Origin of the sequence: Cupriavidus plantarum (genome assembly GCF_905397285.1) — a bacterium.
Taxonomy (GTDB): Bacteria; Pseudomonadota; Gammaproteobacteria; order Burkholderiales; family Burkholderiaceae; genus Cupriavidus; species Cupriavidus plantarum.
This window is the reverse complement of the sequence record NZ_CAJPUX010000008.1, coordinates 67,902-92,665: the sequence shown is the minus strand read 5'-3', so window position 1 is coordinate 92,665 and position 24,764 is coordinate 67,902. Positions and strand designations below refer to the sequence as shown.

Genomic DNA, 24,764 nt, shown 5'->3' with positions numbered 1-24,764 from the left:
CCCTTCCCATCCCGAACAGGACCGTGAAACAACTCCGCGCCGATGATAGTGCGGATTACCCGTGTGAAAGTAGGTCATCGCCAGGCTCTTATGCTCAGAACCCCTCAGCGCTTCCCGCTGAGGGGTTTTGTTTTTTGGGCTTTTGTTTTTACGCTAATCTCGCCGGTATTTCGTCAGCGGATTGCGCAGCGTGCCGGCCATCGTCAGGCTCGAGGCGGGATCGGCGAGGTTGACCATCTGAAGGTTATTGCGCAGCTGCAGCCGGTTCAGGCACGAGTGCCGGAACTCGGGCTGGAAAAGGTCGTATCGCCTGAACTTGTGCCGCAGTTCGGGATGCGCGGCCTGGTATTCGTGCGCGGTGTTGGCGACCAATTGCCAGAACGCGTCTTCGGTGCAGACGTGCTGTTCGACGAGCAGATGGCCCAGGTGCCGGAATACGCCGTCGAACACATCGATGAACAGGCCAAGCAGCTTGAAGTCGTCGGGAATATCGACGGCAAGACGGGCCACGTTGTCCGGCAGGCTGGCATCCTTGTCGAGGATGGCGGACTCCTCGGCGATATCCTTCATGAATACGCGCGTGACGCGGTGCTGCTCTAGCACGAGGATCAAGTTCTCGCAGTGCGGCATGAAGACGAGGTCGTGCGCGTAGAAACAGTGCATCAGCGGTTCGAGGTACGCGCGCAAGTAGCTGCGCAACCATGCGAGCGCCGGTAGACCCGATCGACGGATCAGTGCGGGCAGCAATGCGTCACCGGCCGGATCGACATGCAGCAGCGCCGCCATCGTCATCAGCCGTTCCCCCTCTCTCAACATGCTTACCGGGCTCTCGCGCCAGAGGGCCGATAGCATCTTCTTGTACGGGCTGTCCTGCTCCAGCGCCGTTTCATAATAGCGGTTGCGATATCCCACCGATGCCACCTCTCGCAGGATCGAGAAACCGTATGCCCGCAGCGTGGTATCTCCATCGATCAACGCGTGGAGATAGGCATTGATAGCCGGCGTTCCCGCCATGTAGTGCGGCGATAGCCCGCGCATGAAGCCCATGTTGAGCACCGATAGCGACGTCTTCACATAGCACTTCTCGGGGTGCGACGTGTTGAAGTAGGTGCGAACGGACTGCTGCGCCGCGTAGAGGTCCGCCCCATACCCGAGTGCGACGATCTTGCGATTGGCCACATCGGCGGCGAACGCGATGCTGAGCTTGTTGAACCACTGCCACGGATGCGCGGGCATGAACAGATAGTGCGATGGGTCGAGGTCGAGCGCCTGAAGCGTTTGCCGATAGGCCGCGAGGCGTTGGGCGCCGAGTTCGCGCGTGAGCAGCGTGTCGTGGTCGAGCTCGGGCAGGCAGGCGAAGTGGGCGTGCTCGCGGTGGACGGCTAGCCAGACGATGGCGAAGCGCGCGCCCGTTTCGGGCGCGTAGGTCCGGTACTCGTCCGCGTCGAAGCCCAGGCGGCCATTGTTGGCGACGAAGCAGGGGTGGCCCTCGGTCATCGCGGATTCGTAGACCTGGTAGTCGGCATCGACAAGGGCATCGACCGGGAGGTACTGGCGCGTGTGCTTGTAGGCCGCGCCGAACAGCGTGCTGCTGATTTCGTCGAGGTAGATCGGCAGCTTGTCCGCGTCGATGCCGAGCGTGCGCTTGAAGTCGTTGACGAACGTCAGGGCGTCGAGCGGCGGATTGCCGGGCGCGCGCGTTTCGGCGATGCGTTCGATGGAGGCGGGGTCGATGCGCCAGTGGTGCAGCGCCATCATTTGCGCGCGGAAGCGGTAATGGCACCCGGCCGTATCGGCGTCGACGCGGTACGTACGCCAGTCTTCGGCGTCCGGTTTGCCGAGTGCGACAGGCGCGATCACGGACTCGTGCGCAAATTCGGCGAGGGCCTTGCGTACGAGCAGCCGGTTGACGCGGGTCCACACGCTCGGGTCGAGGTGATCGACCACATGTTGCGGCTCGCGCGCGCGCCATGCGGGCAGCGATACATCAGCGGGTGCATTCATCGGTAACGTCTCCAGAGAGCGATCGTTCGAAGTCCGATCGGATACAGAAGGCCAGCCAGGCGGTCTTGTCCGGCAGCTGGATCTGGCGGTCGTAACGAAAGCCGACCGCGCGATTGAGAGCGTGGACATGCGCGTTGCGCACGTCGGGCTCCACGACGACGCGCCGCGCGCCGAGGGTCTCGAACGCGAAGGCCATGACGTGGCGAAGAACGTCTCGTGTGAAGCCGGGAATGCGCTTCGTCGGCGGCGCGACGAGGAAGTGCATGCCGACGTCGCCCGCGCTCACGGTGTAGTGGTTCGCGACGGACGCACGGGACGGGTCGTAGAACTCGGCGACGAAGGCGGGTTCGCCGTCGTATAACCCCAGGCACGCGTGGCCGTGGTTGGCGGCCTGCATGTCGGCATAGAACTGCCGGGTCTCCTCCAGCGAAAGGTGCTGCATGTTCCAGTACCGGGCGTAGTCCAATCCGAACCATCGGTGCAGCGTCGCGATGTCGTCGTCGAGGGACAGCGCGCGGAGGATGAAGCGCGAGCCCTTGCGGTCGTGCCTGGGGTCAGATGACATGTTCGGTTGAACCTGTAGTGCCGGTTGTCGTGAGGCGCGCCACACGAAAGCGGTCGATGCGGAAGATCAGGCGGCTCATCAAGAGGGTCAGCAGCAGACCCGCCGCCGCGATCAGGAATGGCATGGCCATGCCAAAGCGATCGACGATGACGCCCGCGCAGAACGAGGACAGCAGCACGCCGAGGTTCTGGCAGCCATTGGCGATGCTGAAGTCGCGGGCGTATGCCTGAGGCGTGCTGACGCGGAACAGTGTGACGTCGAGCCGCACGCTGATGCGGAACAGCGCCCAGCCGAACAGGCATCGGCCGATCAGCATCGCGGTCGGCCAGGGCGACGCCTGCAACAGCAAGCCGGCAGCACCGACCGACAGGAGACGCCCAGTGGAGCCGGCATCGCCGCCGGCGCGCCGGTCGATGGAGAGAGCGAGCAATGCCATCAGTCCCGGTATTGCGAATACCAGGCCGGTGAGCATCTGACTGTCCACGCCCGTCGCCGCCTGCCAGTAGACGGAGAAGAAAGGACGAACCAGATAGGCGCTGAAATCGAACACCAACATCAGCGCGCCCAGGCGAAGCACGCGCGGCAGCGTGCGATGCAACGCCGGGGGAGGCGGAGCGGGGACGTCTTCCATGCCTAGCACGGGAACGATCCTGCCGGTGCGTATCAACTGCACGCACAGCGCCATCTGCGCGAAGTCGCCGGCGGCCGATGCCGTCAGGCAGGCATCGGTGCCGAAGTGCTGCAACAGGACACCGCCCGCCATCGCCCCGAAGATGCCGCCGAGGTGGACGACCACGGCAAGCAGGCCGACGGTGGCGCCGTGCGATGTTGGGCGTTCCACGCGCATCAGGTACGGAAACATCAGCAGGTAGCTGCTCTTGGTCATGAACATGAGCATCGTCACCGCCCAGAAGGCAGCGATCGTATCCGCCCCGAGGCTCGCGAGGCCGAGCAGGCCCGCGATGCCCTGCGTGACGACGACGAGATGCAGCGTCTCCACGTGATGGGCGACGCGCGCCCACATCGGCAGCGTAATCATGACGGCCACCGAGATCGCGGCGACGTACGCGCCGATGTGAACGGTGTCGGTCACGCCGTAGCGCATGTCGAAGAACTGCGGATAGAACGCGATGAGGATGGCGTCGCTGATCACACCGCACGCGGTCATGACGATGATGGCGAGGCGCAAGGTCATCGGCGGGGCGTGTCCACGCTACCGTCGGCGGCATCGCTCATCGCGTCGTTCGCCACGCCATCCGCGGCGATGTCCCACCCGCGGCGGTGAGTCGAGGCGTGCCGCGAGGTGGCATGCGAGGAGGGCGGTAAGGCGCCGAAGCGCGTAAAGCCGCTGTCCGCGCGTGGCGAGAAATCCTGGAACGTGGTGCGGGCTTCGGCGCGATAGGTATCGACACCGGTCATCGCGTGGATGAGCCGCGCATTGCGATGGCAGGCGAGCCCGAGGTCCGGGTTCGTGATGCCGCCCTCGAAACCCGCGTTCTGCACGTAGATTTCATTGCCGGTGATGTCGACCGCGTAGTCCTCGGCTTGCACATACTGCCCCACGGCGTCCCATCGAATGCGGTCTTGGATGCCGCGCACGAACGGCGGGATGCGGTGCGTGTAGCCCGTGGCCATGACCAGCGCGTCCGTGACATGGCGATAGCGCTCGGGAAGCTCGTTGTGTTCGAACGTGAGCGCGAACCGTTTGCCCGAGTCGTCGAGGGTGCAGGCCGTCAGCGCGAGATTCGGCATGAGCTGCGTGCGCAGGCCCGGGCGATGGCGCGTCTCGTCGAGCAGATCGTAAATGCGGTCGATCAGCGTCTTGTTGATGCCGCTGTGGATCGCGCGCTGCCCCTGCGTCGCGCGCCGTTTCGCCGCATCGTCGAGCCGCTGGAAGTGGCCGATGTAGGCGGGTAGCAGAAACTCGAGCGTGAGCTTCGCGGTTTCCATCTGGAAGAAGCGCGGCGCGCGCGTGACCCAGTTGAGCGTGTAGCCGTACAGGTCGCAGTCGCGCAACAGGTCGTAGTAGACCTCCGCCCCGCTCTGGCCGCTGCCAACGACCGTAATGACGCGCTGCTGTTGCAGCCATGATTTGTGGGCAAGGTAGTTGGCAGTGTGGATAGGCCCGCGCGAGCCGCCGCGCAGCCCTTCGCAGCAATCGGGCAATCGCGGTTCGCTGCCGATGCCGATGACGAGTCGGCGCGTGCGATAGCGAAACGGCGTGCCGTTGTGCGTATCGACGCCCGCGATGACGTAGCCGGGCAGCGACGCGTCATAGTGGATATCGAGCACGTTGCGCCGGTATCGAACATTGCGCAGTTGCGCGGCGGCCCACTTGCAGTAGCGGTCGTACTCCTGCCGCGTGAGGTAGTAGTTCTCGCGCACGTAATAGGTGTAGAGGCGGCCCTGCTGCTTGCAGTAGTTCAGGTAGCTGAAGCGGCTGGTGGGATCCGCGAGCGAGACGAGGTCCGCAAGGAACGGGTTCTGCAGCGTGGTGCCGTCGATCAGCATGCCCGTGTGCCAGCCGAAGGCCTCCTTCTTTTCCAGGAACAGGCAGCGCAGGTTGGGCAGCGGCTCGGCCAGGCAGGCAAGGCTCAGGTTGAAGGGGCCGAGCCCGATGCCGATGAAATCGTAGATCGCTTCATCTGCGCCGGTGTGGTTGATATCCGTGATCGCGTTGGTCATATGGCCTCGTCTGGTTGAGAGAAGGGAGCCGCATTGCCGCGGCCGATGCTCATCAAGACGAACCAGCGAGCGGGATCAACAACGAATACGCACGCGTCGTGGGGAAATTTCTGCGAAGGTTTTGCGGAAAAATGCTACGGAGGCGTGCGGACGGGCGTGCGGAAAGGTGGCTACAGCGGCAGGGCGCCCAGCGCGTCGCGCGCGTCCTGAAGGATGCAGCTCACCATGGCGGGCGAGATGCCGAGCCGGATGGCGATGGTGCGCTGGGACTGGCCTTCGAAGTAATACTGCATGAGCGCATCGCGCGTGCGCGGCGGTAATGACCGCATCGCGTCCCGCAGCGAGCGCTCGCGTTCGCGTGTGCTGGCAATGCGGTCCGGAGAGTTCGTATCGAGCGGGGCATCGGTCTCAACGAACTCCGATGCGAAGAGGCGCCTCTCGAGTTGCTGCCGGCGGTAGCCGTCGAGCGCGAGGTTGCGCACGACGCGGCAGACGTAGCCATGCTCGCTGACCGAAGGTTCGTGAGGCATGTGGAAGAGGAGCTTGACGTAGGCATCGTGCACGATGTCTTCTGCGAGCGATCTGCAGCCGACGATGCGTGTGGCGATACAGAGGAGGTGACGACGGTGGACGATGAAGGTGCGGGTGATGGCTGTGTGACCGGCATTCCCTGACATGCGCGCTCCATGTGTCGTGACGACGGAGCGGCCAATCCTATGTCAGATGTTGCGCATGGCAGCGGATATCCTTGCGGGCATCGCGGCTACCGAAGGCGTTTGCCTACATCAGCTTTAAACATGGCCGCGATGCCGTCGTGGATGGCATCGCGTTCCATGTAAAAACTGCCGCGGAATGGCTTCCGCGTTTTTCCGATGTTCATTGGCTGCCGGCACGCAGTTCATCGGACACTGCGGTGACGCCGCGCGTGTCCTTTGCAGCCTTCAGTACGGCGGCGCGTTGCGATTCATCGCGCACGTTGCCCTCGAGTCGCACGACGCCATCGACCGTCTTGACGTCGATGCGGTCCGCATCGACGCCTTGCGTCGCCGCCAGGCGCGCCTTGACCGCGGTCGTGATCGTGCGGTCCGTGGCGGCCGCCGTGTCGCGCGGCGCGGCGGTGCGGCCGGTGGATGTTGGCGCATCCGCGTCGCCGCCCGCGGCGTTGACGAGGATCGGCGTCGCCGTGATGGCGACGATCAAGGCGGTAGCGGCGATCACCGCACCCGGGAATAGTCGGACCTTCATGATTTTGCCCTCCATGTGGTCGCCTGACGTGGCCGCATCATGTGGCCGCTTACCGGAGGTCGGTGCATGAAGTGTGCCAGTGGCGACGCGCGGCTTATCGGTCGAACGGCACGCGCTGCGCGCGCAGTCGACGCATGCCGCTGTCCAGGTGCGCGCGCGCGCTGTCGGGGTCGCCGACGCGCATCTGCTCGTACGTGCGCTGGGCGATCTCGTGCGGCACCGGCTTGAGCGCGCGGCCCGTGCTCATGGCTTTGAGCTGCACCTCTGCGGCGCGCTCCAGGTAGTAGAGGTCGTCCCACGCTTCGGCGATCGTCGGGCCCACCACCATCACGCCATGGTTCTTGAGGAAGACGACGTCGGCATCTCCCATCGCCGCGGCGATGCGATCGCCTTCGGTCTCGTCGAGCGCGAGGCCGTTGTAGTGCTCATCGACGACGGTGCGGCCGTAGAACTTGAGCGCGGTCTGGCCCGCCCATGCGAGCGGCGGGCCGTCGAGCAGCGCGAGCGCCGTGGCGTTCGGCATGTGCGTGTGGAACGCGGCACGGACGCGTGGCTGCGCGCGATGCAGTCGTGCGTGAATGTAGAAGGCCGTCGCTTCCGGCTTGCCATCGCCCGCGACGACGTTGCCCTCGTAGTCGCAGATCAGCAGATGCGAGGCGGTGATCTCGTCGAAGGCATAGCCGAACGGGTTGACGAGGAAGAGATCGTCGTGGCCCGGCACGACCGCCGAGAAATGGTTGCAGACACCTTCCTCGAAGCCGTGCTGCGCGGCCAGCCGGAAGCACGCGGCGAGCTCGATGCGGGCCTCGTGCACGGCATCGGCGTCGAGTCCGGCGCGCGCCGGGGTGTGCCCCGTGCGGGTGGAGGCGAGGGTGTGGGCCACGATGTTTTCCTTTTGTGGGTCGCTGGTGGCGCGTCCGATCTGCCGGGCGGGTTACCAGTCGAGGGTTGCGAACAGGGCGGGGACTTCGTCGAGCTTGCGTACGATCGCATCTGGCGTGTAATCGGGCAAGAGCCTGCGGCCGGTGCCGCGGTCGACCCACACGCAGCGGAAGCCGATGTCGCGCGCGGCCGCGTGGTCGAGGTGCGGGCTTGCGCAGATATGCACGACCTCGTCCTTCGTCACGCCGAGTTGCGCGTGCGCGTAGTCGAATAGCTGGCGGTTCGGTTTATAGGCGCCGGCTTGCTGCGCGGTGATGACGCGGTCGATGCAGTTGCCGGCAGCATCGGCCAGCTGCGCCACGTTGCCCGCGATGATGTCATCGTCGGTGTTGGAGACGATGCATGTGCGGAAGCCCATGGCCTTGAGCCGGCGTAGCGCGGCGACGACTTCGGGGAACGGCGGCATTTTCGAAATGCTGTCCGTCAGCACGGCGATATCGTCGTCGGCGGGTGCGAGGTCGAGTTCTTCGAGGGCGAGGCGGAGGCCTTCGCCCGCTACCGTGCGGAAATTGCGATGCGGAGGCGTTTGTTCGAGGCGGTGTTCGTGATGGTCATAGACCGCGATCAGGCGCGCGGTCTCGATGGCGGCGGCTTGCTTGCTGCGCAGGATGGTGGCGACCGCTTGTTGCAGGCCTTCGTCCCATTGGATCAGGGTGCCGTAGCAGTCGAACGTAAGCCACTTGGGGCGGGACGTGTGTTGCAGGGACATCGGGAGGCTCCGTGGACCGGGGATGTGGGGATGTCCGCAAGCGTAGAGAATGTGGTGCCTATTTGAAAATGAAATTATGATATGCCACTCAGTGGAATATCAAATAAGGGGCGCCCGTGTTCGACGATCTTGTTTTGCTGCGCACGCTGGTATCGGTCGTGGACGAGGGCAGCTTCACGCGCGCGGGGGATCGCGTGCATCGGACGCAGTCGACCGTCAGTCAGCAGATTCGCAAGCTGGAGGAGGTCGTGGGCCGGCCGCTGCTGTTGCGCGACCGCTCCGGGATGCACGTCACGCCTACCGAACATGGCGAACTGCTGGCCCAGTACGCGCGGCGCCTGCTGGCGCTGTCGCAGGAGGCTGCCGATGCGCTGGCCAGCGATGGGCGCGTCTCGACCGTGCGTATCGGGGTGCCCGAGGACTTCGACGCGCGGCGCATGTCCGCGATGCTGTCCGGCTTCGTGGCCGCCCGGCCGGAAGTCCGTCTGGAAACCGTCGCGGGCATGAGCAGCGACCTGCGACAAAAGCTCGCAGGGGGCGAGATCGAGATCGCGCTGATCAAGCGCGAGCCCGGTAGCGGCGCCAGCCTCGCGGCATGGCCCGAGACGCTGGTGTGGGCAGCCAGCGCGGGTAGCGCGTGGGACCGGAGCGACCGGGCGGACGAGCCCGTGCCGCTCGCGCTGTTTCCGCAGGGCTGCGTGTATCGGCTGCGCGCGATTCGGGCGCTCGACGGCGCGGCGCGGCGCTGGCGGACGGCGTTCGGCAGCCATAGCCTGACCGGTATCCAGGCGGCCGTGTCGTCCGGGCTGGGCGTGTCCGTGTTGCCGACGACGGCCTTGCTGGCCGATCACCGTGTGTGCGAAGGGTTTCCTTCGCTGGCGCCGACGGAGCTTGCCCTCGTGGCCGGCGAGGCGTCGCTGAATGCGGGGCAGCGCGCCCTCGTCGACTTTCTGTGTGACCAGTTAGATCGATGAAAAAGGTTACATGGGGAGCGTTGTGCAGGTGCGATGGCCCGGAAATCGATGAGTAGATTTGAACGATTCGTTCAGAAAAGCCGGGGCTGCAGGGATGATTGCGCGCGCGTGGCGCGCGTGTAGCATGGATATGACGCCATTTCAGTGCCCGCAATGGCGTATTTCAGCGGATTACACGCCAATTCCTCATAACCGAACGATTCCGCAAACTGGTAGGATGGCGTGCTGCGAACATTTAGGCCAAGTGGAACATCTTTGATCCAGTGGTCTCAAATGCTGCGGCGCCACAAAAAACGCACGGACAATTCGGACTGCTGGAGGAGCCAGGCCGATTGACTTAGTCATTGAGGTCTTGTCCTGCGTGGCATACATTGCCGAAGGCGCCTGTCACGGCGAAGCAGCGTCAGATACTGACGCGGCGCCCTGACGCGAACTGCGAGTCGATGCCCACATCAGATCGGTGCACGAGCCTCGCGCATGGAACGGTAACACTGAGAAGCCATGATCGAAGCCTATTCATCTGATAACGGGGAGCGGTTCGGCGCGCGCCTTGCGCGCCCGCGATGCGTACCACTCGAGGCCAGGGCACTGGCGAAAGCAGGGGTAATGGTCACGATCCGCTGAAAGCCTTTTAAGCCCGACGCAATCGTCGGTCATGGGCATGGCTGTTGCCTCGCGCGGCACCCATGCCCCTGACCGGCTGTTCACACGAAAGCGATGGGCCACGTTGCCCGCCCTCCCGTTCATGCGCATGCATGCGGCCCCGGCACCGTGGACCACCCGCCTGGCATCGCACCAGGCTCCCTAATTCGTTTCAGTATCATCCTCGAGGAAATCGCTATGCAACCAATGCGCGCAAGGCGTGCTTTGATTCCGGCCATGCTGGGCATTGCCGTCGCGGTGCTCGCCGCCTGCGGCAAGAAGGCCGAAGCTCCCGCACCCCAGACCCCGCAGGTCCAGGTCGTGACACTCAAGGCGCAGTCGGTCACGCTGGATACGCAGTTGCCGGGCCGGACCAACCCGTACGCCATCGCCGAGGTCCGTCCGCAGGTGAACGGCATCATCCTCAAGCGGATGTTCAAGCAGGGGTCCGACGTCAAGGCCGGGCAGCAGCTATATCAGATCGATCCGTCGACGTATGAGGCGGCCTACAAGACCGCGGCCGCGACGCTCGAATCGTCAAAGCTGCTGGCGCAGCGCTACGGCCGCCTGGTTGGCGACGAAGCGGTGAGCAAGCAGCAGTACGCCGAAGCCCAGGCCGCCTACGAGCAGGCCCAGGCCGCGGTGGACCGCGCGAAGATCGATCTGCGCTACACCAAGGTGCTGTCGCCGATCACGGGCCGCATCAGCCGCGCGCTCGTGACCGAGGGCGCGCTCGTGCAGAACGGGCAGACGACCGCGCTGGCGACCGTGCAGCAGCTCGACCCGATCTACGTGGACGTGACGCAGCCCTCGTCGTCCCTGCTGCGCCTGAAGCGCGAGCTGCAGGCCGGGCAGATCGAATCCGCCGGCGAGAATGCCGCCAAGGTGACGCTGTTCCTCGAGGACGGCACGCCGTATCCGGAACCGGGCCGCCTGGAATTCTCGGAAGTCTCCGTGGATGAAGGCACCGGCTCGGTGACGTTGCGCGCGGTGTTCCCGAACCCGCGCCATGACCTGCTGCCGGGTATGTTCGTGCATGCGCGCCTGCAGGAAGGCGTGCGCGCCAACTCGATCCTCGCGCCGCAACGCGGCGTGACGCGCGACCTGAAGGGTGCGGCGACCGCGCTCGTGGTCAACGACAAGGAAGAAGTGGAACTGCGTCAGCTCAAGACCACGCGCACCATCGGCGACAACTGGCTGGTGACCGAGGGCCTGAAGGCCGGCGATCGCGTGATCGTCGAAGGGCTGCAGTTCGTGCGTCCGGGCATCAAGGTCAAGGCCGTGGAAGCCTCGGCCGCGCCTGCCCCGGGCGGTGCGTCCGCGCCTGCCGCTGCATCCGCGCCCGCGGCCAAGTCCTGAGCGCGGCCGCAAGCATAAGGATTCGCCATGTCTAACTTCTTTATCGAGCGGCCGATCTTCGCGTGGGTGATCGCGCTGGTGATCATGCTGGCTGGCGTGCTGTCGATTCGCTCGCTGCCGGTGAACCAGTACCCCGCGATCGCGCCGCCCACGATCGCCATTTCCGTGACCTACCCGGGTGCGTCCGCGCAGACCGTGCAGGATACGGTGGTGCAGGTGATCGAGCAGCAGCTGAACGGCCTCGACGGCCTGCGGTACATCTTCTCCGAATCGAACTCCGACGGCAGCATGACGATCACCGTCACGTTCGAGCAGGGGACCAACCCGGATATCGCGCAGGTGCAGGTGCAGAACAAGCTGCAGCTCGCCACGCCACTGCTGCCGCAGGAAGTCCAGCAGCAGGGTATCCGCGTGACCAAGTCGGTGCGTAACTTCCTGGTCATCGTGGGTCTGGTCTCGACGGACAAGAACGTCACGCGTGAGGATCTGTCGAACTACATCGTGTCGAACCTGCAGGATCCGCTGTCGCGGACGTCCGGCGTGGGCGACTTCCAGGTGTTCGGTTCGCAGTACGCGATGCGTGTCTGGCTCGACCCGACGCGGCTCAACAGCTATCAGCTGACGCCGCTCGACGTGAGCAACGCCGTCAAGGCGCAGAACGTGCAGGTGGCTTCCGGCCAGCTGGGCGGCCTGCCGGCCATCCGCGGGCAGCAGCTCAATGCGACGATCATCGGCAAGACCCGTCTGCAGACCGCCGAGCAGTTCGGCGACATCCTGCTCAAGGTCAACACCGACGGCTCGCAGGTGCGCCTGCGCGACGTGGCCGACATCGGTCTCGGCGGCCAGGACTACACCATCAACGCGCAGTACAACGGCGCGCCGGCTTCCGGTATCGCTATCCGTCTGGCGACGGGCGCCAACGCGCTGAACACCGTCAAGGCAATTCACCAGACGCTGGGTCAGCTCGAGGGCTTCATGCCACCGGGCATGAAGATCGTGTTCCCGTACGACACCACGCCGGTGATCGCGGACTCGATCCACGAGGTGATCAAGACCCTGCTCGAAGCCATCGTGCTGGTGTTCCTCGTGATGTACCTGTTCCTGCAGAACTTCCGCGCCACGCTGATCCCGACGATCGCGGTGCCCGTGGTGCTGCTGGGCACGTTCGGCGTGCTGGCGGCCTTCGGGTATTCGATCAACACGCTGACGATGTTCGGGATGGTGCTGGCCATCGGTCTGCTTGTTGACGATGCGATCGTGGTGGTGGAGAACGTCGAGCGCGTGATGGCCGAGGAAGGATTGCCACCGAAGGAGGCGGCCCGAAAATCGATGGGGCAGATCCAGGGCGCGCTGGTGGGTATCGCGCTCGTGCTGTCCGCGGTGTTCCTGCCGATGGCGTTCTTCGGCGGCTCGACCGGCGTGATCTACCGGCAGTTCTCGATCACGATCGTCGCGTCGATGGTGCTGTCCGTGCTGGTCGCGCTGATCCTGACGCCCGCGCTGTGCGCGACGATGCTGAAGCCGATCGAGAAGGGCGACCACGGCGAGCACAAGAAGGGATTTTTCGGCTGGTTCAACCGCGGCTTCATCCGGACGACGCATCGGTATGAGCGCGGTGTGCAGGGCATTCTGCGCCGCCGGATGCCGTTCCTGATCATCTACATCGCGATCGTCGCGGGGATGGCGTTCCTGTTCACGAAGATCCCGACCTCGTTCCTGCCGGAAGAAGACCAGGGCGTGCTCTATGCCCAGGTGCAGACGCCGCCGGGTTCGACGGCCGAACGCACGCAGCAGGTGCTCGACCAGATGCGCGAGTATCTGCTCGGCGACGAAGGCGGCGTGGTGGAGTCGCTGTTCACGGTGAACGGCTTCAACTTCGCCGGCCGTGGCCAGAGTTCGGGTCTCGCGTTCATTCTGCTCAAGCCGTTCAAGGAACGCTCCGGCGATGCCACGAGCGTGTTCGACCTTGCCAAGCGCGCGCAGGCCAAGTTCTTCACGTTCCGCGATGCGCTCGCGTTTGCGTTCGCACCGCCCGCGGTGCAGGAACTGGGTAACGCCACGGGCTTCGACTTCTACATTCAGGATCAGGCCGGTCTCGGTCACGAGAAGCTGATGGAGGCGCGTAACAAGTTCCTCCAGCTGGCGGCGCAGAATCCGGCGATGCAGCGTGTGCGTCCGAACGGGCTGAACGACGAGCCGCAGTATCTGCTCGATATCGACGACGAGAAGGCACGTGCGCTTGGCATCTCGCTGGCGGACATCAACAGCACGGTGTCGATCGCCTGGGGTTCCAGCTACGTGAACGACTTTATCGACCGCGGTCGTGTGAAGCGCGTGTACGTGCAGGGCCGCCCGAATTCGCGCATGTCGCCGGAAGATCTGACCAAGTGGTTCATCCGTAATGGCAATGGCGACATGGTGCCGTTCTCGGCGTTCGCGACGGGGCACTGGGGCTACGGTTCGCCGAAGCTGCAGCGCTACAACGGTGTGCCGGCGGTGGAAATCCTCGGTGAACCGGCGGCGGGCAAGAGTACCGGCGAGGCGATGAATGCGGTCGCCGACATCATGAAGCAGATGCCGCCCGGTATCGGCTATTCGTGGACGGGTCTCTCGTATGAAGAGCGGCTGTCAGGGGCGCAGGCGCCCGCGCTGTACGCGCTGTCGCTGCTGGTCGTGTTCCTCTGTCTGGCGGCGCTGTACGAAAGCTGGTCGATTCCGTTCTCGGTGATGCTCGTGGTGCCGCTCGGTGTGGTCGGCGCGCTGGCGGCGACGCTGTTGCGCGGCCTGTCGAACGACGTGTTCTTCCAGGTGGGTCTGCTGACCACGGTGGGTCTGTCCGCGAAGAACGCGATTCTGATCGTGGAGTTCGCAAAGGAACTGCACGAGCAGGGCAAGGGCATCGTGGAAGCCGCGATCGAGGCGTGCCGCATGCGTCTGCGGCCGATCATCATGACGTCGCTCGCGTTCGTGCTCGGTGTGTTCCCGCTGGCCGTGTCGACGGGCGCGGGGTCGGGCAGCCAGCACGCGATCGGTACCGGCGTGATCGGCGGCATGATCACCGCGACCGTGCTCGCGATCTTCTGGGTGCCGTTGTTCTTCGTCGCGGTGACGTCGCTCTTCAAGGGCCGCAAGCCCAAGGATGACACCTCCCTCGAGAAGGGAGCCCTCTCATGAGAAAAACACTCGTTAGCCTTGCAGCCGGCGCCTTTCTGGCTGGCTGCAGCCTGATTCCGAAGTACGAGCAGCCGGCGGCGCCGGTGGACGCGGTGTATCCGACCGGGGATGCCTATCCCGCGGCCGGCGCCGGCAATGCCGTCAATGGTCCGTCGGCGGCCGAGCTCGGATGGCGCGACTACTTCACCGATCCGCGCCTGCAGCGGCTGATCGAGGTCGCGCTGCAGAACAACCGCGATCTGCGCATTGCCGTGCTGAACATGGATGCGTATCGCGCGCAGTACCGCATCCAGCGCGCGGAACTGTTCCCGGAGGTCAATGGGAGCGGGCAATATACGGCGCAGCGCGTGCTGTCTCCGCTGTCCTCGTCGGGGCAGGGGATCGTGGGCCGGCAGTTCAACCTCGCGCTTGGCATTACCGCGTGGGAGATCGATCTGTTCGGGCGTCTGCGTAGCCTGAACGAGGCCGCGCTGCAGACGTACTTCTCCAGCGAGGAGGCGCAGCGCAGCACGCATATCGCGCTGGTGGCGAACGTCGCCAACGCGTATCTGACCCTGCGCGCGGATCAGGAGCAGCTCAAGCTCACGCGGGAAACGCTCGGGACCTACGAACGCACGTACAACCTCACGCGCCGCAGCTTCGACGAGGGCATCTCGTCGCGGCTGGATCTGCGTCAGGCGCAGACCAGCGTCGAAACGGCGCGTGCGACGCTGGCCCGTTATACGCGGCAGGTGGCGCAGGACGTCAATGCGTTGTCGCTGCTGATCGGGGCGTCCGTCCCCGCGGATCTGCCCGAGGGCCTGTCGCTCGACGACAAGCTCGTGGCGGATGTGCCGGCGGGCCTGCCCTCCGATCTGCTGCGGAATCGCCCCGATATCCTTTCCGCCGAGTACCAGTTGAAGGCGGCCAATGCGACCATCGGCGCGGCGCGCGCGGCGTTCTTCCCGAGCATCAGCCTGACGGCTTCGGCGGGGACCGCTAGCCGGCAGTTGTCCGGGCTGTTCGACTCGGGCTCGGGCACGTGGCTGTTCAACCCGCAGATCAATGTGCCGATTTTCACGGCGGGCAGCTTGATGGCCAGCCTGGACTATTCGCGCATTCAGAAGGACGTGACCGTCGCCCAGTATGAGCGGGCGATTCAGTCGGCGTTCCGTGAGGTCGCGGATGGGCTGGCGGCGCGCGGCACCTTTAGCGAGCAGCTTCAGGCGCAGCAGCGGCTCGTCGAGGCCAGCCAGGATTACTACAAGCTGGCGGATCAGCGGTATCGCACGGGCGTGGACAACTATCTGACGCTGCTCGATGCGCAGCGGCAGTTGTTCTCCGCGCAGCAGACGCTGATTTCCGATCGATTGAATCAGCTCACTGCCGAGGTCAATCTGTACAAGGCGCTTGGGGGTGGGTGGATCGAGACGACGGCGGCGCCGGCGCCGGCTCCGGCTGCTGCCGGGACACCGACTGTTTCCACTCCGGCGACTACGGCGACGCCGCGATCCTGATCGGGTAGCGGTGCACGAGGGGGAAGGCGTTAGCCTTCCCCTTTTTTGTTAACGCTGTTGTGGTTACCGCAGCAGGGTGGATTTGCCGAACACGCTTTCGAGCAGTTCGACGACGAGTTCTGCCGTCTGGTTCTGGATGTCGCGGGCGGGGTTGAGTTCGAGCACGTCCAGCGAGCCGAGCGCCTTGGTGTCGGCGATCATCTCAAGTGCGAGGTGCGTCTCGCGGTAAGTGGGGCCGCCTCTGACCGGCGTGCCGACGCCGGGGGCGATTTGCGAATCCAGAAAGTCCACGTCGAAGCTCACGTGCAGGTGCGTGTTGGCGTCCACGCCGGCCAGTGCCTGGCGCATCGTTTCGCGCATGCCGTTTTCGTCGATGAAGCGCATGTCGAAGGCTGGCAGGCCGAGTTGCCTGAGACGGCGTTTTTCTTCGGGGTCCACGCTGCGGATGCCGACCTGCCGGATGTCGTTGGGTTGCATGGCTGGCTTCGCGCCCGAGAGCGTGGTCAGCGGTTCCGGGCCGTCGCCGCACAGGCAGGCGACCGGCATGCCGTGGATGTTGCCCGTGGGGCTTGTGCTGCCGGTGTTGGCGTCGGCGTGGGCGTCCAGCCATATGACCATGAGCTGCTTGCCGGATTCGCGGCAATGCCTGGCGGCGGCGCTGATGGAGCCGATCGCCAGGCAGTGGTCGCCGCCCATCAGCAGCGGCATACGGCCGTTTGCAAGAACTTCATACGCGCCGTGGAAGACCGCCGCGTTCCATGCGACGACCTCTTCGAGGTGACGCATGCCGTTGATGGGTTGCTGGCCGGGGTTGGTGGGGCCTGCGAGGTTGCCGAGGTCGGTGACCTGCAGGCCGTTGCGGGCGAGCGCGCCGGCAATATCCGCGACGCGTAATGCTTCGGGGCCCATTGAGGTGCCGCGGATGCTTGCGCCTACGTCTGTGGGGGCGCCGATCAGCTGGATGGGTTTCATGGAAGCTCCTGAGGGGGATGCTTCTATTTAAGGCGGTTTTTTGGGGAGGTGTGGCGAGAAGCGCTGCCCTCTCCCCCGAAGGGAGAGGGTGCGATCCGTGGGTCCCGGCTCTACGCGCGAGGCGTCAGGGCATGACCGGTGGCCGGTACTGCAGCGTCATGGCGAAGCCCCACAGCATCAGCAGTACGAGCGGCGTATGCACGAGTAGCTGCGTGAACGTGAAGCCCACCACGTCCTTGGCGCGGATGCCCAGCACCCCGAGCAGCGGCAGCATCCAGAACGGGTTGATCAGGTTGGGCAGCGCTTCCGCCGCGTTGTAGACCTGTACGGCCCAGCCCAGGTGGACGTGCAGTTCGTTTGCCGCCTGCATGACGTACGGCGCTTCGATGATCCATTTGCCGCCGCCTGACGGCACGAAGAAGCCGAGAACGGCCGAGTAGATGCCCATGACGGCCGAGAACGATTCCGTGGTGGCCATCGAGACGAATGCCGAGGCGAGGTGGTGCGATAGCGTGGCGCCGTCGCCGCCGGTGGCCTTGGTCAGAATGAAGGCGATGCCACCGTACAGCGGAAACTGGATCAGCACGCCAGCCGTCGACGGGACCGAGCGGGCCACCGCGCGAAGGAAGCGGCGGGGGCGCCAGTTGAGCAGCATCCCTAGCATCAGGAACAGGAAGTTGTACGTGTTCAGGTTCGAGATGGCAAGGATCGGGTCCTTGGTGGTGAACTCGTGATAGAGCCAGCCCGCGCCGAGTGCGACGAGGAGCAGCGTGAGCAGCGGGCTGTATTCGAGCCATTCGCCTGGACGCGTGGGTTTGGTGATGGCGTCGTCGCTGTCGTCGAGATCGACGCCCATGTCGGCAGCCGTGCGGGCGCGGTCGCCGGTTGGGGCCGAGAAATAGGCGACCACCAGCGAGGCGACGATCAGCACGGCGGTCATGGCCATCGATTGCCACAGGAAGATCGTTTCCGAGAACGGGATCACGCCCGTGATGTCGAGCAGCGACTTCGGCAGGCTGGCGGGGTTGGCCTGCAGCTGCGCGGCTGAGGACGACAGACCGAGCGCCCACGTGGCGCCCATGCCGAGGTAGGCGGCCGCGCTGGCGGCACGGTAGTCCATGCGCAGGTCCTTGCGCCGCGCGATGGCCCGCACGAGCAGGCCGCTGAAGATCAGGCTGATGGCCCAGTTGACCAGCGATGTGCCAAGGCTGATCAGCGCCACGAACGCGACCGCGCCGCGGGCCGTGCGAGGCATCGACGCAAGCCGGGCGATCAGCATGGAAGCGGGTGGCGATACTGCGACGACGTAGCCCGCGATGGCCACTACGGCCATCTGCATCGTGAACGGAATCAGGCTCCAGAAGCCGTCACCGAATGCGCGTGCCACGCCCTGCGCGGGCGCACCGATCAGCATCGCGCCGATGGCCACGACGACAACCGCGATCGCCGCGAAGATATAGGAGTCCGGGAACCAGCGCTCGGACCAGTCGGTGACGCGGACGGCAAGACGTTCAAGGGCCCCGCGCGAGGGGGGCGGCGCGTAGGCCGGGGCGGATAGCGGTGTGTCTTTCATGGCAAAAACCTCCTGGATGCGTGTCGATTTCTTCGTTCGGGGTTTGATCTCTCAGTTGTGAGCCTCGAAGCAGATCGCTGCTGCCGCGAGGTCTTCCAGTGCCGTCCCCACGGCCTTGAATACGGTGATTTCATCGTCGGTCGCGCGTCCCGGGTGCATGCCGCGGCAGAGCGCCGTCAGGTCCGCCTTGATCGCTTCGGCGCGGAACACGCCCGCCTCGATCGGGTGCAGCAGGTCGCCGGCTTTCATGCGGGCTTCGGCCGTGTCGACGAACACCGACGTGTCGGCGAAGCAGGCGTCATCGGCTTCGCGCATCTGCGGCGTGAAGCCGCCGATGAGGTCGATATGGGTGCCGGGCGCGACATGGCGGCGCTCGATCAGCGGAACCGTGGACAGCGTGGCGGAGGTGACGATGTCCACCTCGCCCAGCGCGTCTTCCACGCGTGCGGTCGCGCGGGCATCGATCCCTTCGTCGCGCAGGCGTTGGGCGAGGCGTTCCGCCTGGGCGGCGTCGATGTCCCAGACGTAAATCCGCTCGATGGGACGCACGGCGCGATAGGCATCGGGCAGCAGGCTCGCCACGCGGCCCGCGCCCAGCACGAGCAGCTTGCGCGCATCGGCACGCGCGAGCATCGACGCGGCCAGGGCCGATGCGGCCGCGGTGCGGCGCGATGTGATTTCGTTGCCGTCGATGAGGGCAAGCGGCGCGCCCGTGGCCGCGTCGTAAAGCATGTAGGTCGAATGAAGGCCAGGCAGGCCGCGCCGCGCGTTGCCGGAGAAGATGGAGACCGTCTTCACGCCGAGGTAACGGTCGTTCCATGCCGGCATCAGCAGCACGGTGCCGTCACCGACCGTGTGGTTGTGGCGCAGCGGAACTTCGCAGCCAGCGACGAACGCCGCGCGCAGCGACGGGATGAGCGTGTCGAAAGGCAGACGGGAGCGGGTGGTGGCGGCGTCGAGAATCTGCATGGCGTCGTGTCGTTGAGGAATGGAAATAGACGGGTCAGGCGTCGAGGACCACGTCGCTGGTCGGGATCGCCTGGCAAGCGAGGCAAGTGTCGGCATCGTCAGGCTCTTGTCCGTGCAAGTGCCGGACGCTGCCGTGCAGGATCTTCACGGCGCAGCTCTCGCACTGTCCGACGCGGCAGCCGCTCGGCAGATGCACACCGTGGCGTTCGGAGAAGGCGAGCAGCGAGCCGTCTTCGGACTTCCATTCGAGCGCGCGATCGGCGCGCGCGAATTGCACGCGATATTGCTGACCCGCGGACAACTGGACCGTGACCGGAGAGCGGAACACCTCGCGCAGGATGTCGAAGCGTGGCACACCGCGTGCGATCATGCCTTGCGCAAACGCATCCATCATCGCCGGCGGGCCGCACATGTAGATCAGCGGACGCAGTGCGAGCAGTGCGTCGTCGATATGCGCGGGGGAGATGCGGCCGTGCACGTCGTAGTCCTTGCCGGGGATATCGTCGGCGCCGGGCTGCTCGTAGTAGTCGATCACCGATAGCGAGGGGAGCGCCACCCGCAGGTTTTGCAGTCTCTCGCGGAAGGCATGCGTCGCGCGATGACGGTTGGCATAGAGCAGCACGATGCGCGGGGAGGCGGCCTCCCCAACGAGCGATTCGAGCAGGTTCATGAACGGCGTGATGCCGATGCCGCCGGCCACGAGGATCAGCGGACGGCCGGTCTGGCGCGGCATGACGAACGTGCCCGACGGCGCGCGCAGATCCACGACATCGCCGATGGCGAGCGTGCCGTTGATATGCGTGGAGGCGATGCCGTCGACGCGCATGCCGTCGGCGGTCACGCCGGACGCGCGGCGCACGGAGATGCTGTAGTGCCGGCGGTTGCCGACCGCGGCGGGCCCCGTCAGCGAGTAGGAGCGGATGACATCGGTACCTGCGCGGGTGCGCAGGCGAATCGTGATGTGCTGACCCGGCGAGAAATCGGGGAGCAGCCCGCCGTCGAGGGCTTCCATGCGTACCGTGGTGACGTCGCTGGCTTCCTTCGCCAGCGCGGCCACGCGGAACGGACGGAAGCCTTCCCAAGCGCGGCGGCGATCGAAGGCGGGATCGATTTCCACGCGGCAGCAATAGGCGCGCAGCGGCGTGGAGCCGCTGACGGGATCCTGACGTTCGCCGCCGACGAGTGCGTTGTAGTTGCTGTGGCGGCCGCCGAGCGTGTCATAGCCGGGCTGGCCCAGTGCGTCGCAGGCCTGCCACCAGCCATATTCGCCGACGACCACGGCGGGATGCAAGGCGGGGTCGATGCGGGCGATGAAGGTGGCCATGCCGCCCGGCGTCGTCACGCGTACGAGATCGCCGGGCTCGACGCCGAGGGATCGCGCGAGCTCCCCGGACAAGTCGATCGAGGGGCGCATGGCGCGGCGGCGCAGGGAGGCATTGCCGCGGTGCTGGCTGTGACAGTAGTAGCCGCTCTTTGCCGACGTCATGACAAGGGGGAAGTCCACGTCGTCGTCTGTGCGGTGGACTTCGTAGGCGGGAAGCGGCGCATAGCCATGCGCGAGCAGGCGTTCCGAATACAGTTCGACGAGTCCGGTTGGCGTGGCGAACGGCTTCGGTTGCGTGCGGTATTTGCGCTCCGCCGACGTCGTCGGGATGCGGATCCCTTCAGGATGCCCGCGCAATGCCGCGACATCGACGCCGGATGGGGCCAGCATATGGTTCCATCCGCGTTCGAGGCTGCCGTCGAAGAACAGATCGCCCATGCCGATGCGCGTGGCGAGGTCGAACACGATATCGTTGTCCGCGCGCGACTCGCCGCGCGGTGGCACCATGCGCTGCCGCAGCTGGATCAACTGGTCGGCTTCGGCGGTGATCTCGAAGCCGATGCGCAGGCCTTCGCGCTCCCACGGTGTATTGATGGGCAGGAAAATGTCCGCGTATTGCGCGCTCGGCGTCATGAACAGGTCGCAGTGCACGTGGAAGTCCAGCGCGCGCAGCGCGCGGTCGCCCAGTTCGACGTCGGGCTGCGACATGAGCAGGTTGGTCCCGAACGCGACGAGCGTGTCCACGCGATAGGGCTTTGCATCCAGTACGGCGTGATAGAAGTCGCGCCCCGTGACCCATCCGTTGGCGGCGGGCCCAAGGGGACGTTCCGCGATGCCGAGGGCCTTGGCGTGTTGCGCTTCGGTCAGGAGATCGAGGCCGTTGACGGGCTGGTGCGGTGGCTTGCGGTGGATGCGGTTGCCGCCGTCGACGTCGAAGCTGCCCGTCAGCGCGTACAGGCACGCGATCGCGCGTTCGGTCTGCGTGGCGTTTTCGTGCTGGCCGACGCCGGACCATGCGTGATAGGCGATGCGTTTATCGGCACCGATCGCCGAACCGATCAGGCTCGCGGCGTGGCGGATGTCCCCTTCGGGGATCCACGTGAGGCTTGCGGCCACGTCGACGGGATACTGCGCGCAGGCCCGGGCATAGCGTTCGAAGGCGGGTTCACACAAGACCTCTGTGCCGGCGTCTTCGAGGTGCAATGCGAACGTGCCGCGCAGTGCGATACGTTCCAGACCCTCGTTGCGCGGATGCACGACGGGCTCGCCCGCCACGGCGTCCCATGCGACGAAGGCATCGGCATCGCCGCCCGCGAAGCCGACATCGCGGCCGCGCACGAAGTGGCCGTTATCGCCGCGCACGAGCAGGGGACCGTTGCTCCAGCGGCGCACGAATTCGGCGTCGAATGCGTTGGCCTCGATCAGCAGGTTGGCAATGGCCATCGCGAGCGCGGCATCGGTGCCGGGCTTCACGCGGAGCCATTGGTCGGCTTGCCCCGCCAGCGCCGTGCGGCGCGGGTCCACGACGATCATGCGCGCGCCGGCCGCGCGGCCCGTGCCGATGGCTTCCGCCTGGGCCAGCCATGTGTTGGTGGGGTTGTGACCCCACAGCAGGATCAGTTCCGCCTTGGTGTAGTCGGCCGTGGGAATGCCGCAGCCGAATGTGAAGACATGCGCGAAGTCCTTGTGCCAGTTGCAGATTTCGGTGGCATAGATGATGTTGGGACTGCCGTAGCCGCGGACGAAACGTTCGATCCAGTCGATGCTGTCGGTCAGGGGCGTGCCGCTGGGCGTCGTGACCGCGAACGCCACCGACTCCGGGTTCCCGCGTTCGCGGACAGCTGCGAGGCGCGTGGCGACCTCGGTCAACGCGTCTTCCCACGAAATGCGTTCCCAGCCCGCGTCGGCGGCGCCCTTGGGGCGCGTCCGGCGCATGGGGTGGAGGACGCGGTCGGCGCTGTGGACGAGTTCGGGCGCGGATTTGCCTTTGAGGCACATCGCGCGGCCGGTGGGATGCGTGGGATCGGGGCGTACCTCGACGAGGGTGTCGCCGTCGACCACGTTGATCGTCCCGCATCGGGAGCGGCACAGTGTGCAGAACCCCTTTTTTTCGACTGCCATTCCGGACCTTTCCTCCACGTCTTGCTGACTTGTCTGCGGGTTCGATGCTAGCTAGCATGGGCAGGTATTTCTAATTCATAGTTCTGAAATCGTAATATCGGTTTTTTCGATGCTCCCCACCCTCAAGCAACTCCAGTACTTTGTGGCGATCGCCGAGACCGGGCAGGTCTCCCGCGCGGCACTTCGGTGCCATGTCTCGCAATCGTCGATGACCGCGTCGCTGAAGGGGCTCGAGGAGATCGTGGGGGCGGCCTTGTTTACGCGCCATGCGTCGGGCGTACGCCTTACCGAGGCCGGTATCCGGTTACTCCGGCATGCGCAGCAGATCGAGCAGTCGGTGCAGGAGGCGGTGACGGCCGCAAGCGTGCGGCCGATGCCGCTGGCGGGCGTGGTGCGTGTGGGCGTGACGGAGACCATCACCGCTTATGTGTTACCGCGGCTGCTGCAGGCGGTGGAGCAGAAATTTCCGCGGCTCGAATTGCAGATCGTGGAGCGCGAGCGGGACGATGTCGAGCGGGGGATTCACGCGGGGGAAATCGACATCGCGCTGCTGCTCGTGTCGAATCTGCCGGCAATGGACCATATCGGGTGCGAGACGCTGCTGCGCTCGCCCCGGCAGTTATGGGGACATCCCGACCATCCGCTGATGCAGCGCGCGGAGATCCATCTTGCCGACGTGGCGCGGCACGACTACATCCTGCTCGACATGGACGAGCATATCTCGACGGTGATCAAGTATTGGGGGCAGTATGGACTCGCGCCCGCCATCCGGTACCAGAGCTGCTCGATCGAGGCCGTCCGCAGCCTCGTCGCCTCGGGGCGCGGCGTGGCGATCCTCTCGGACCTCGTCTATCGTCCCTGGTCGCTCGAAGGCCAGCGCATCGTCCGCCGCGCCCTGGCCGACCGGGTGCCGTCGATGGACGTCGGCGTGGTGTGGAAGCTCGGCGCCGAGGCGAGCGATACGGTGCGTATGCTGCGGGACTTTCTGGGGCTGGCGCTGCGGGATGTCGTATAGACCGGCCATGGCGCGCCAGGCCGCGTCAAGAGAGTATGCCGCCGTTCACGCGGACGGACTGGCCGTTGATCCACCCAGCGCTGTCGCTGACCAGGAAGGCGACTACCTCTGCGATGTCTTCCAGTTCGGCGATGCGCCCGAGAGGCGTGGTCAGGTCGCTCATGTGAGTGAGCAACCCGTCGCCGGTAGGACCGGGGGCCACCGCGTTGACCCGGATGCCGCGCGGGCCAAGCTCTTTCGAGAGGCTGCGGGTGAGGGCTTCCACGGCGGCTTTGGACGCGCAGTATGAGCCGTAGCCTGCCGGCGACATCCCCGCGACGCTGGTCGAGATGTTGACGATGCGGCCATTGTCGCGCATGCGTTCGGCGGCCAGCTTGAGGCCGTTGAGGACGCCGCGCACGTTGATGGCGAACATGCGGTCGAAGGTCAGTTCGTCGATGCGGCCGATCGGCATGTTGCTCGCCAGGCCGGCGTTGTTCACCAGCACGTCGACGCCGCCGAATGCCGCGGTGGCTTCGTCGAACAGATGCTCGAACGCGTCGCGATGGGAGACGTCCGCGCGCACGGCAATCGCGCGCCCGCCGCCGTCGCGGATGGCGGCGACGACGCGCTGGGCCGCGTCATCGTCGATGGGATGATTCACGACGACGCTGAGGCCTTGCGCCGCGAGCTTGCGCGCCATCGCGGCACCGATGCCGCGCGCGGCGCCCGTGACGATGGCGGTCTGTTGCGGAAATCCGCGCACATAGGCGCCTTCCAGTCTGGACGAGGCCATGTTCACACCTTTATGGGCAGGTAAGGTGCGTTCAGGCTATGAGCAGCGCGGCGCCTCGGCTTTCGTATTCGCAGCGCGGATTTCGTGTATGAAACGCGCCGTGGGGCATCTTGTGCCGAGGTATGAGTGCGGCACGCCAAGGCATGAGTTCCGCGAACCAAGGCAGAATGGTGCGGTCGCGGCGGGGTGGTTACCTTTGCAATCGTTGTGCCGGCATGAC

Annotated in this window: 18 protein-coding genes and 1 rRNA gene; 6 read left to right on the top strand and 13 right to left on the bottom strand. The window is 65.5% G+C overall.

The genetic code is table 11. The features are described from left to right. Positions 1–86, top strand: a 5S ribosomal RNA gene (rrf, locus tag KHP16_RS28740); the annotation flags it as partial. A gap of 67 nt (positions 87–153) precedes the next feature. Here rrf and KHP16_RS25155 read toward each other — a convergent pair. From KHP16_RS25155 to KHP16_RS25120, 8 genes are all read right to left on the bottom strand, one after another. Next, a complete protein-coding gene (locus KHP16_RS25155; protein WP_211961368.1) occupies positions 154–2,004 on the bottom strand; it encodes an IucA/IucC family protein in 1,851 nt (616 codons plus the stop codon). Beyond that, positions 1,988–2,569 (bottom strand): GNAT family N-acetyltransferase, encoded by a 582-nt coding sequence (locus KHP16_RS25150; RefSeq protein ID WP_211961367.1) that lies wholly within the window; start codon positions 2,567–2,569, stop codon positions 1,988–1,990. The genes KHP16_RS25155 and KHP16_RS25150 overlap by 17 nt, the downstream gene beginning before the upstream one ends. Beyond that, the gene (locus tag KHP16_RS25145) at positions 2,559–3,764 is read right to left on the bottom strand and encodes an MFS transporter (protein WP_211961366.1); all 1,206 of its coding nucleotides are present in this window, start codon (positions 3,762–3,764) and stop codon (positions 2,559–2,561) included. The genes KHP16_RS25150 and KHP16_RS25145 overlap by 11 nt, the downstream gene beginning before the upstream one ends. After that, a complete protein-coding gene (locus KHP16_RS25140) occupies positions 3,761–5,254 on the bottom strand; it encodes a lysine N(6)-hydroxylase/L-ornithine N(5)-oxygenase family protein (RefSeq protein ID WP_211961365.1) in 1,494 nt (497 codons plus the stop codon). Before KHP16_RS25140 ends, KHP16_RS25145 begins: the two co-directional genes overlap by 4 nt. A gap of 170 nt (positions 5,255–5,424) precedes the next feature. Further along, positions 5,425–5,931: a sigma-70 family RNA polymerase sigma factor gene (locus tag KHP16_RS25135; protein WP_211961364.1), complete on the bottom strand. Its 507-nt coding sequence runs from the start codon at positions 5,929–5,931 to the stop codon at positions 5,425–5,427. Between the two features lie 199 nt (positions 5,932–6,130). Then, complete coding sequence (locus KHP16_RS25130) at positions 6,131–6,499, bottom strand: BON domain-containing protein (protein WP_109585041.1); 369 nt, start codon at positions 6,497–6,499, stop codon at positions 6,131–6,133. A gap of 94 nt (positions 6,500–6,593) precedes the next feature. Next, positions 6,594–7,382: an aldolase gene (locus KHP16_RS25125; protein WP_109584892.1), complete on the bottom strand. Its 789-nt coding sequence runs from the start codon at positions 7,380–7,382 to the stop codon at positions 6,594–6,596. Positions 7,383–7,433: 51 nt separating this feature from the next. Then, positions 7,434–8,150 (bottom strand): haloacid dehalogenase type II, encoded by a 717-nt coding sequence (locus KHP16_RS25120; RefSeq protein WP_115954118.1) that lies wholly within the window; start codon positions 8,148–8,150, stop codon positions 7,434–7,436. 116 nt (positions 8,151–8,266) lie between these two features. Between KHP16_RS25120 and KHP16_RS25115 the strand changes: the two genes are divergently transcribed. From KHP16_RS25115 to adeC, 4 genes are all read left to right on the top strand, one after another. Beyond that, the gene (locus KHP16_RS25115; RefSeq protein ID WP_109584894.1) at positions 8,267–9,124 is read left to right on the top strand and encodes a LysR substrate-binding domain-containing protein; all 858 of its coding nucleotides are present in this window, start codon (positions 8,267–8,269) and stop codon (positions 9,122–9,124) included. Positions 9,125–9,964: 840 nt separating this feature from the next. Further along, positions 9,965–11,125, top strand: coding sequence for an efflux RND transporter periplasmic adaptor subunit (locus KHP16_RS25110; RefSeq protein WP_146208481.1), 1,161 nt, complete (start codon positions 9,965–9,967; stop codon positions 11,123–11,125). Between the two features lie 27 nt (positions 11,126–11,152). Further along, positions 11,153–14,299: an efflux RND transporter permease subunit gene (locus KHP16_RS25105; RefSeq protein ID WP_109584896.1), complete on the top strand. Its 3,147-nt coding sequence runs from the start codon at positions 11,153–11,155 to the stop codon at positions 14,297–14,299. Beyond that, entirely contained in the window at positions 14,296–15,795 is a 1,500-nt protein-coding gene (adeC, locus tag KHP16_RS25100; RefSeq protein WP_211961363.1) for an AdeC/AdeK/OprM family multidrug efflux complex outer membrane factor, read from the top strand. Before KHP16_RS25105 ends, adeC begins: the two co-directional genes overlap by 4 nt. Positions 15,796–15,858: 63 nt before the next feature. Here the strand turns inward: adeC and rocF are convergent, their stop codons facing one another. The 4 genes from rocF to KHP16_RS25080 all read right to left on the bottom strand — a co-directional run bounded on the left by rocF (position 15,859) and on the right by KHP16_RS25080 (position 22,754). Continuing rightward, positions 15,859–16,767 carry an arginase gene (rocF, locus tag KHP16_RS25095; protein ID WP_109584898.1) on the bottom strand — a complete coding sequence of 303 codons (909 nt, stop codon included), beginning with the start codon at positions 16,765–16,767 and terminating at the stop codon, positions 15,859–15,861. Between the two features lie 124 nt (positions 16,768–16,891). After that, positions 16,892–18,340 (bottom strand): short-chain fatty acid transporter, encoded by a 1,449-nt coding sequence (locus tag KHP16_RS25090; protein ID WP_109584899.1) that lies wholly within the window; start codon positions 18,338–18,340, stop codon positions 16,892–16,894. A 51-nt stretch (positions 18,341–18,391) separates the two neighbouring features. Continuing rightward, a complete protein-coding gene (lhpI, locus tag KHP16_RS25085; protein ID WP_109584900.1) occupies positions 18,392–19,309 on the bottom strand; it encodes a bifunctional Delta(1)-pyrroline-2-carboxylate/Delta(1)-piperideine-2-carboxylate reductase in 918 nt (305 codons plus the stop codon). A 34-nt stretch (positions 19,310–19,343) separates the two neighbouring features. Beyond that, positions 19,344–22,754, bottom strand: a complete 3,411-nt coding sequence (locus KHP16_RS25080; RefSeq protein ID WP_211961362.1) for a molybdopterin-dependent oxidoreductase — start codon at positions 22,752–22,754, stop codon at positions 19,344–19,346. Between the two features lie 109 nt (positions 22,755–22,863). On the opposite strand from KHP16_RS25080, the gene KHP16_RS25075 reads away from it, so the two are divergent. Next, complete coding sequence (locus KHP16_RS25075) at positions 22,864–23,769, top strand: LysR family transcriptional regulator (protein ID WP_109584902.1); 906 nt, start codon at positions 22,864–22,866, stop codon at positions 23,767–23,769. A 25-nt stretch (positions 23,770–23,794) separates the two neighbouring features. Here the strand turns inward: KHP16_RS25075 and KHP16_RS25070 are convergent, their stop codons facing one another. Continuing rightward, the gene (locus KHP16_RS25070) at positions 23,795–24,544 is read right to left on the bottom strand and encodes a glucose 1-dehydrogenase (RefSeq protein WP_179594093.1); all 750 of its coding nucleotides are present in this window, start codon (positions 24,542–24,544) and stop codon (positions 23,795–23,797) included. Positions 24,545–24,764 lie beyond the last annotated feature (220 nt).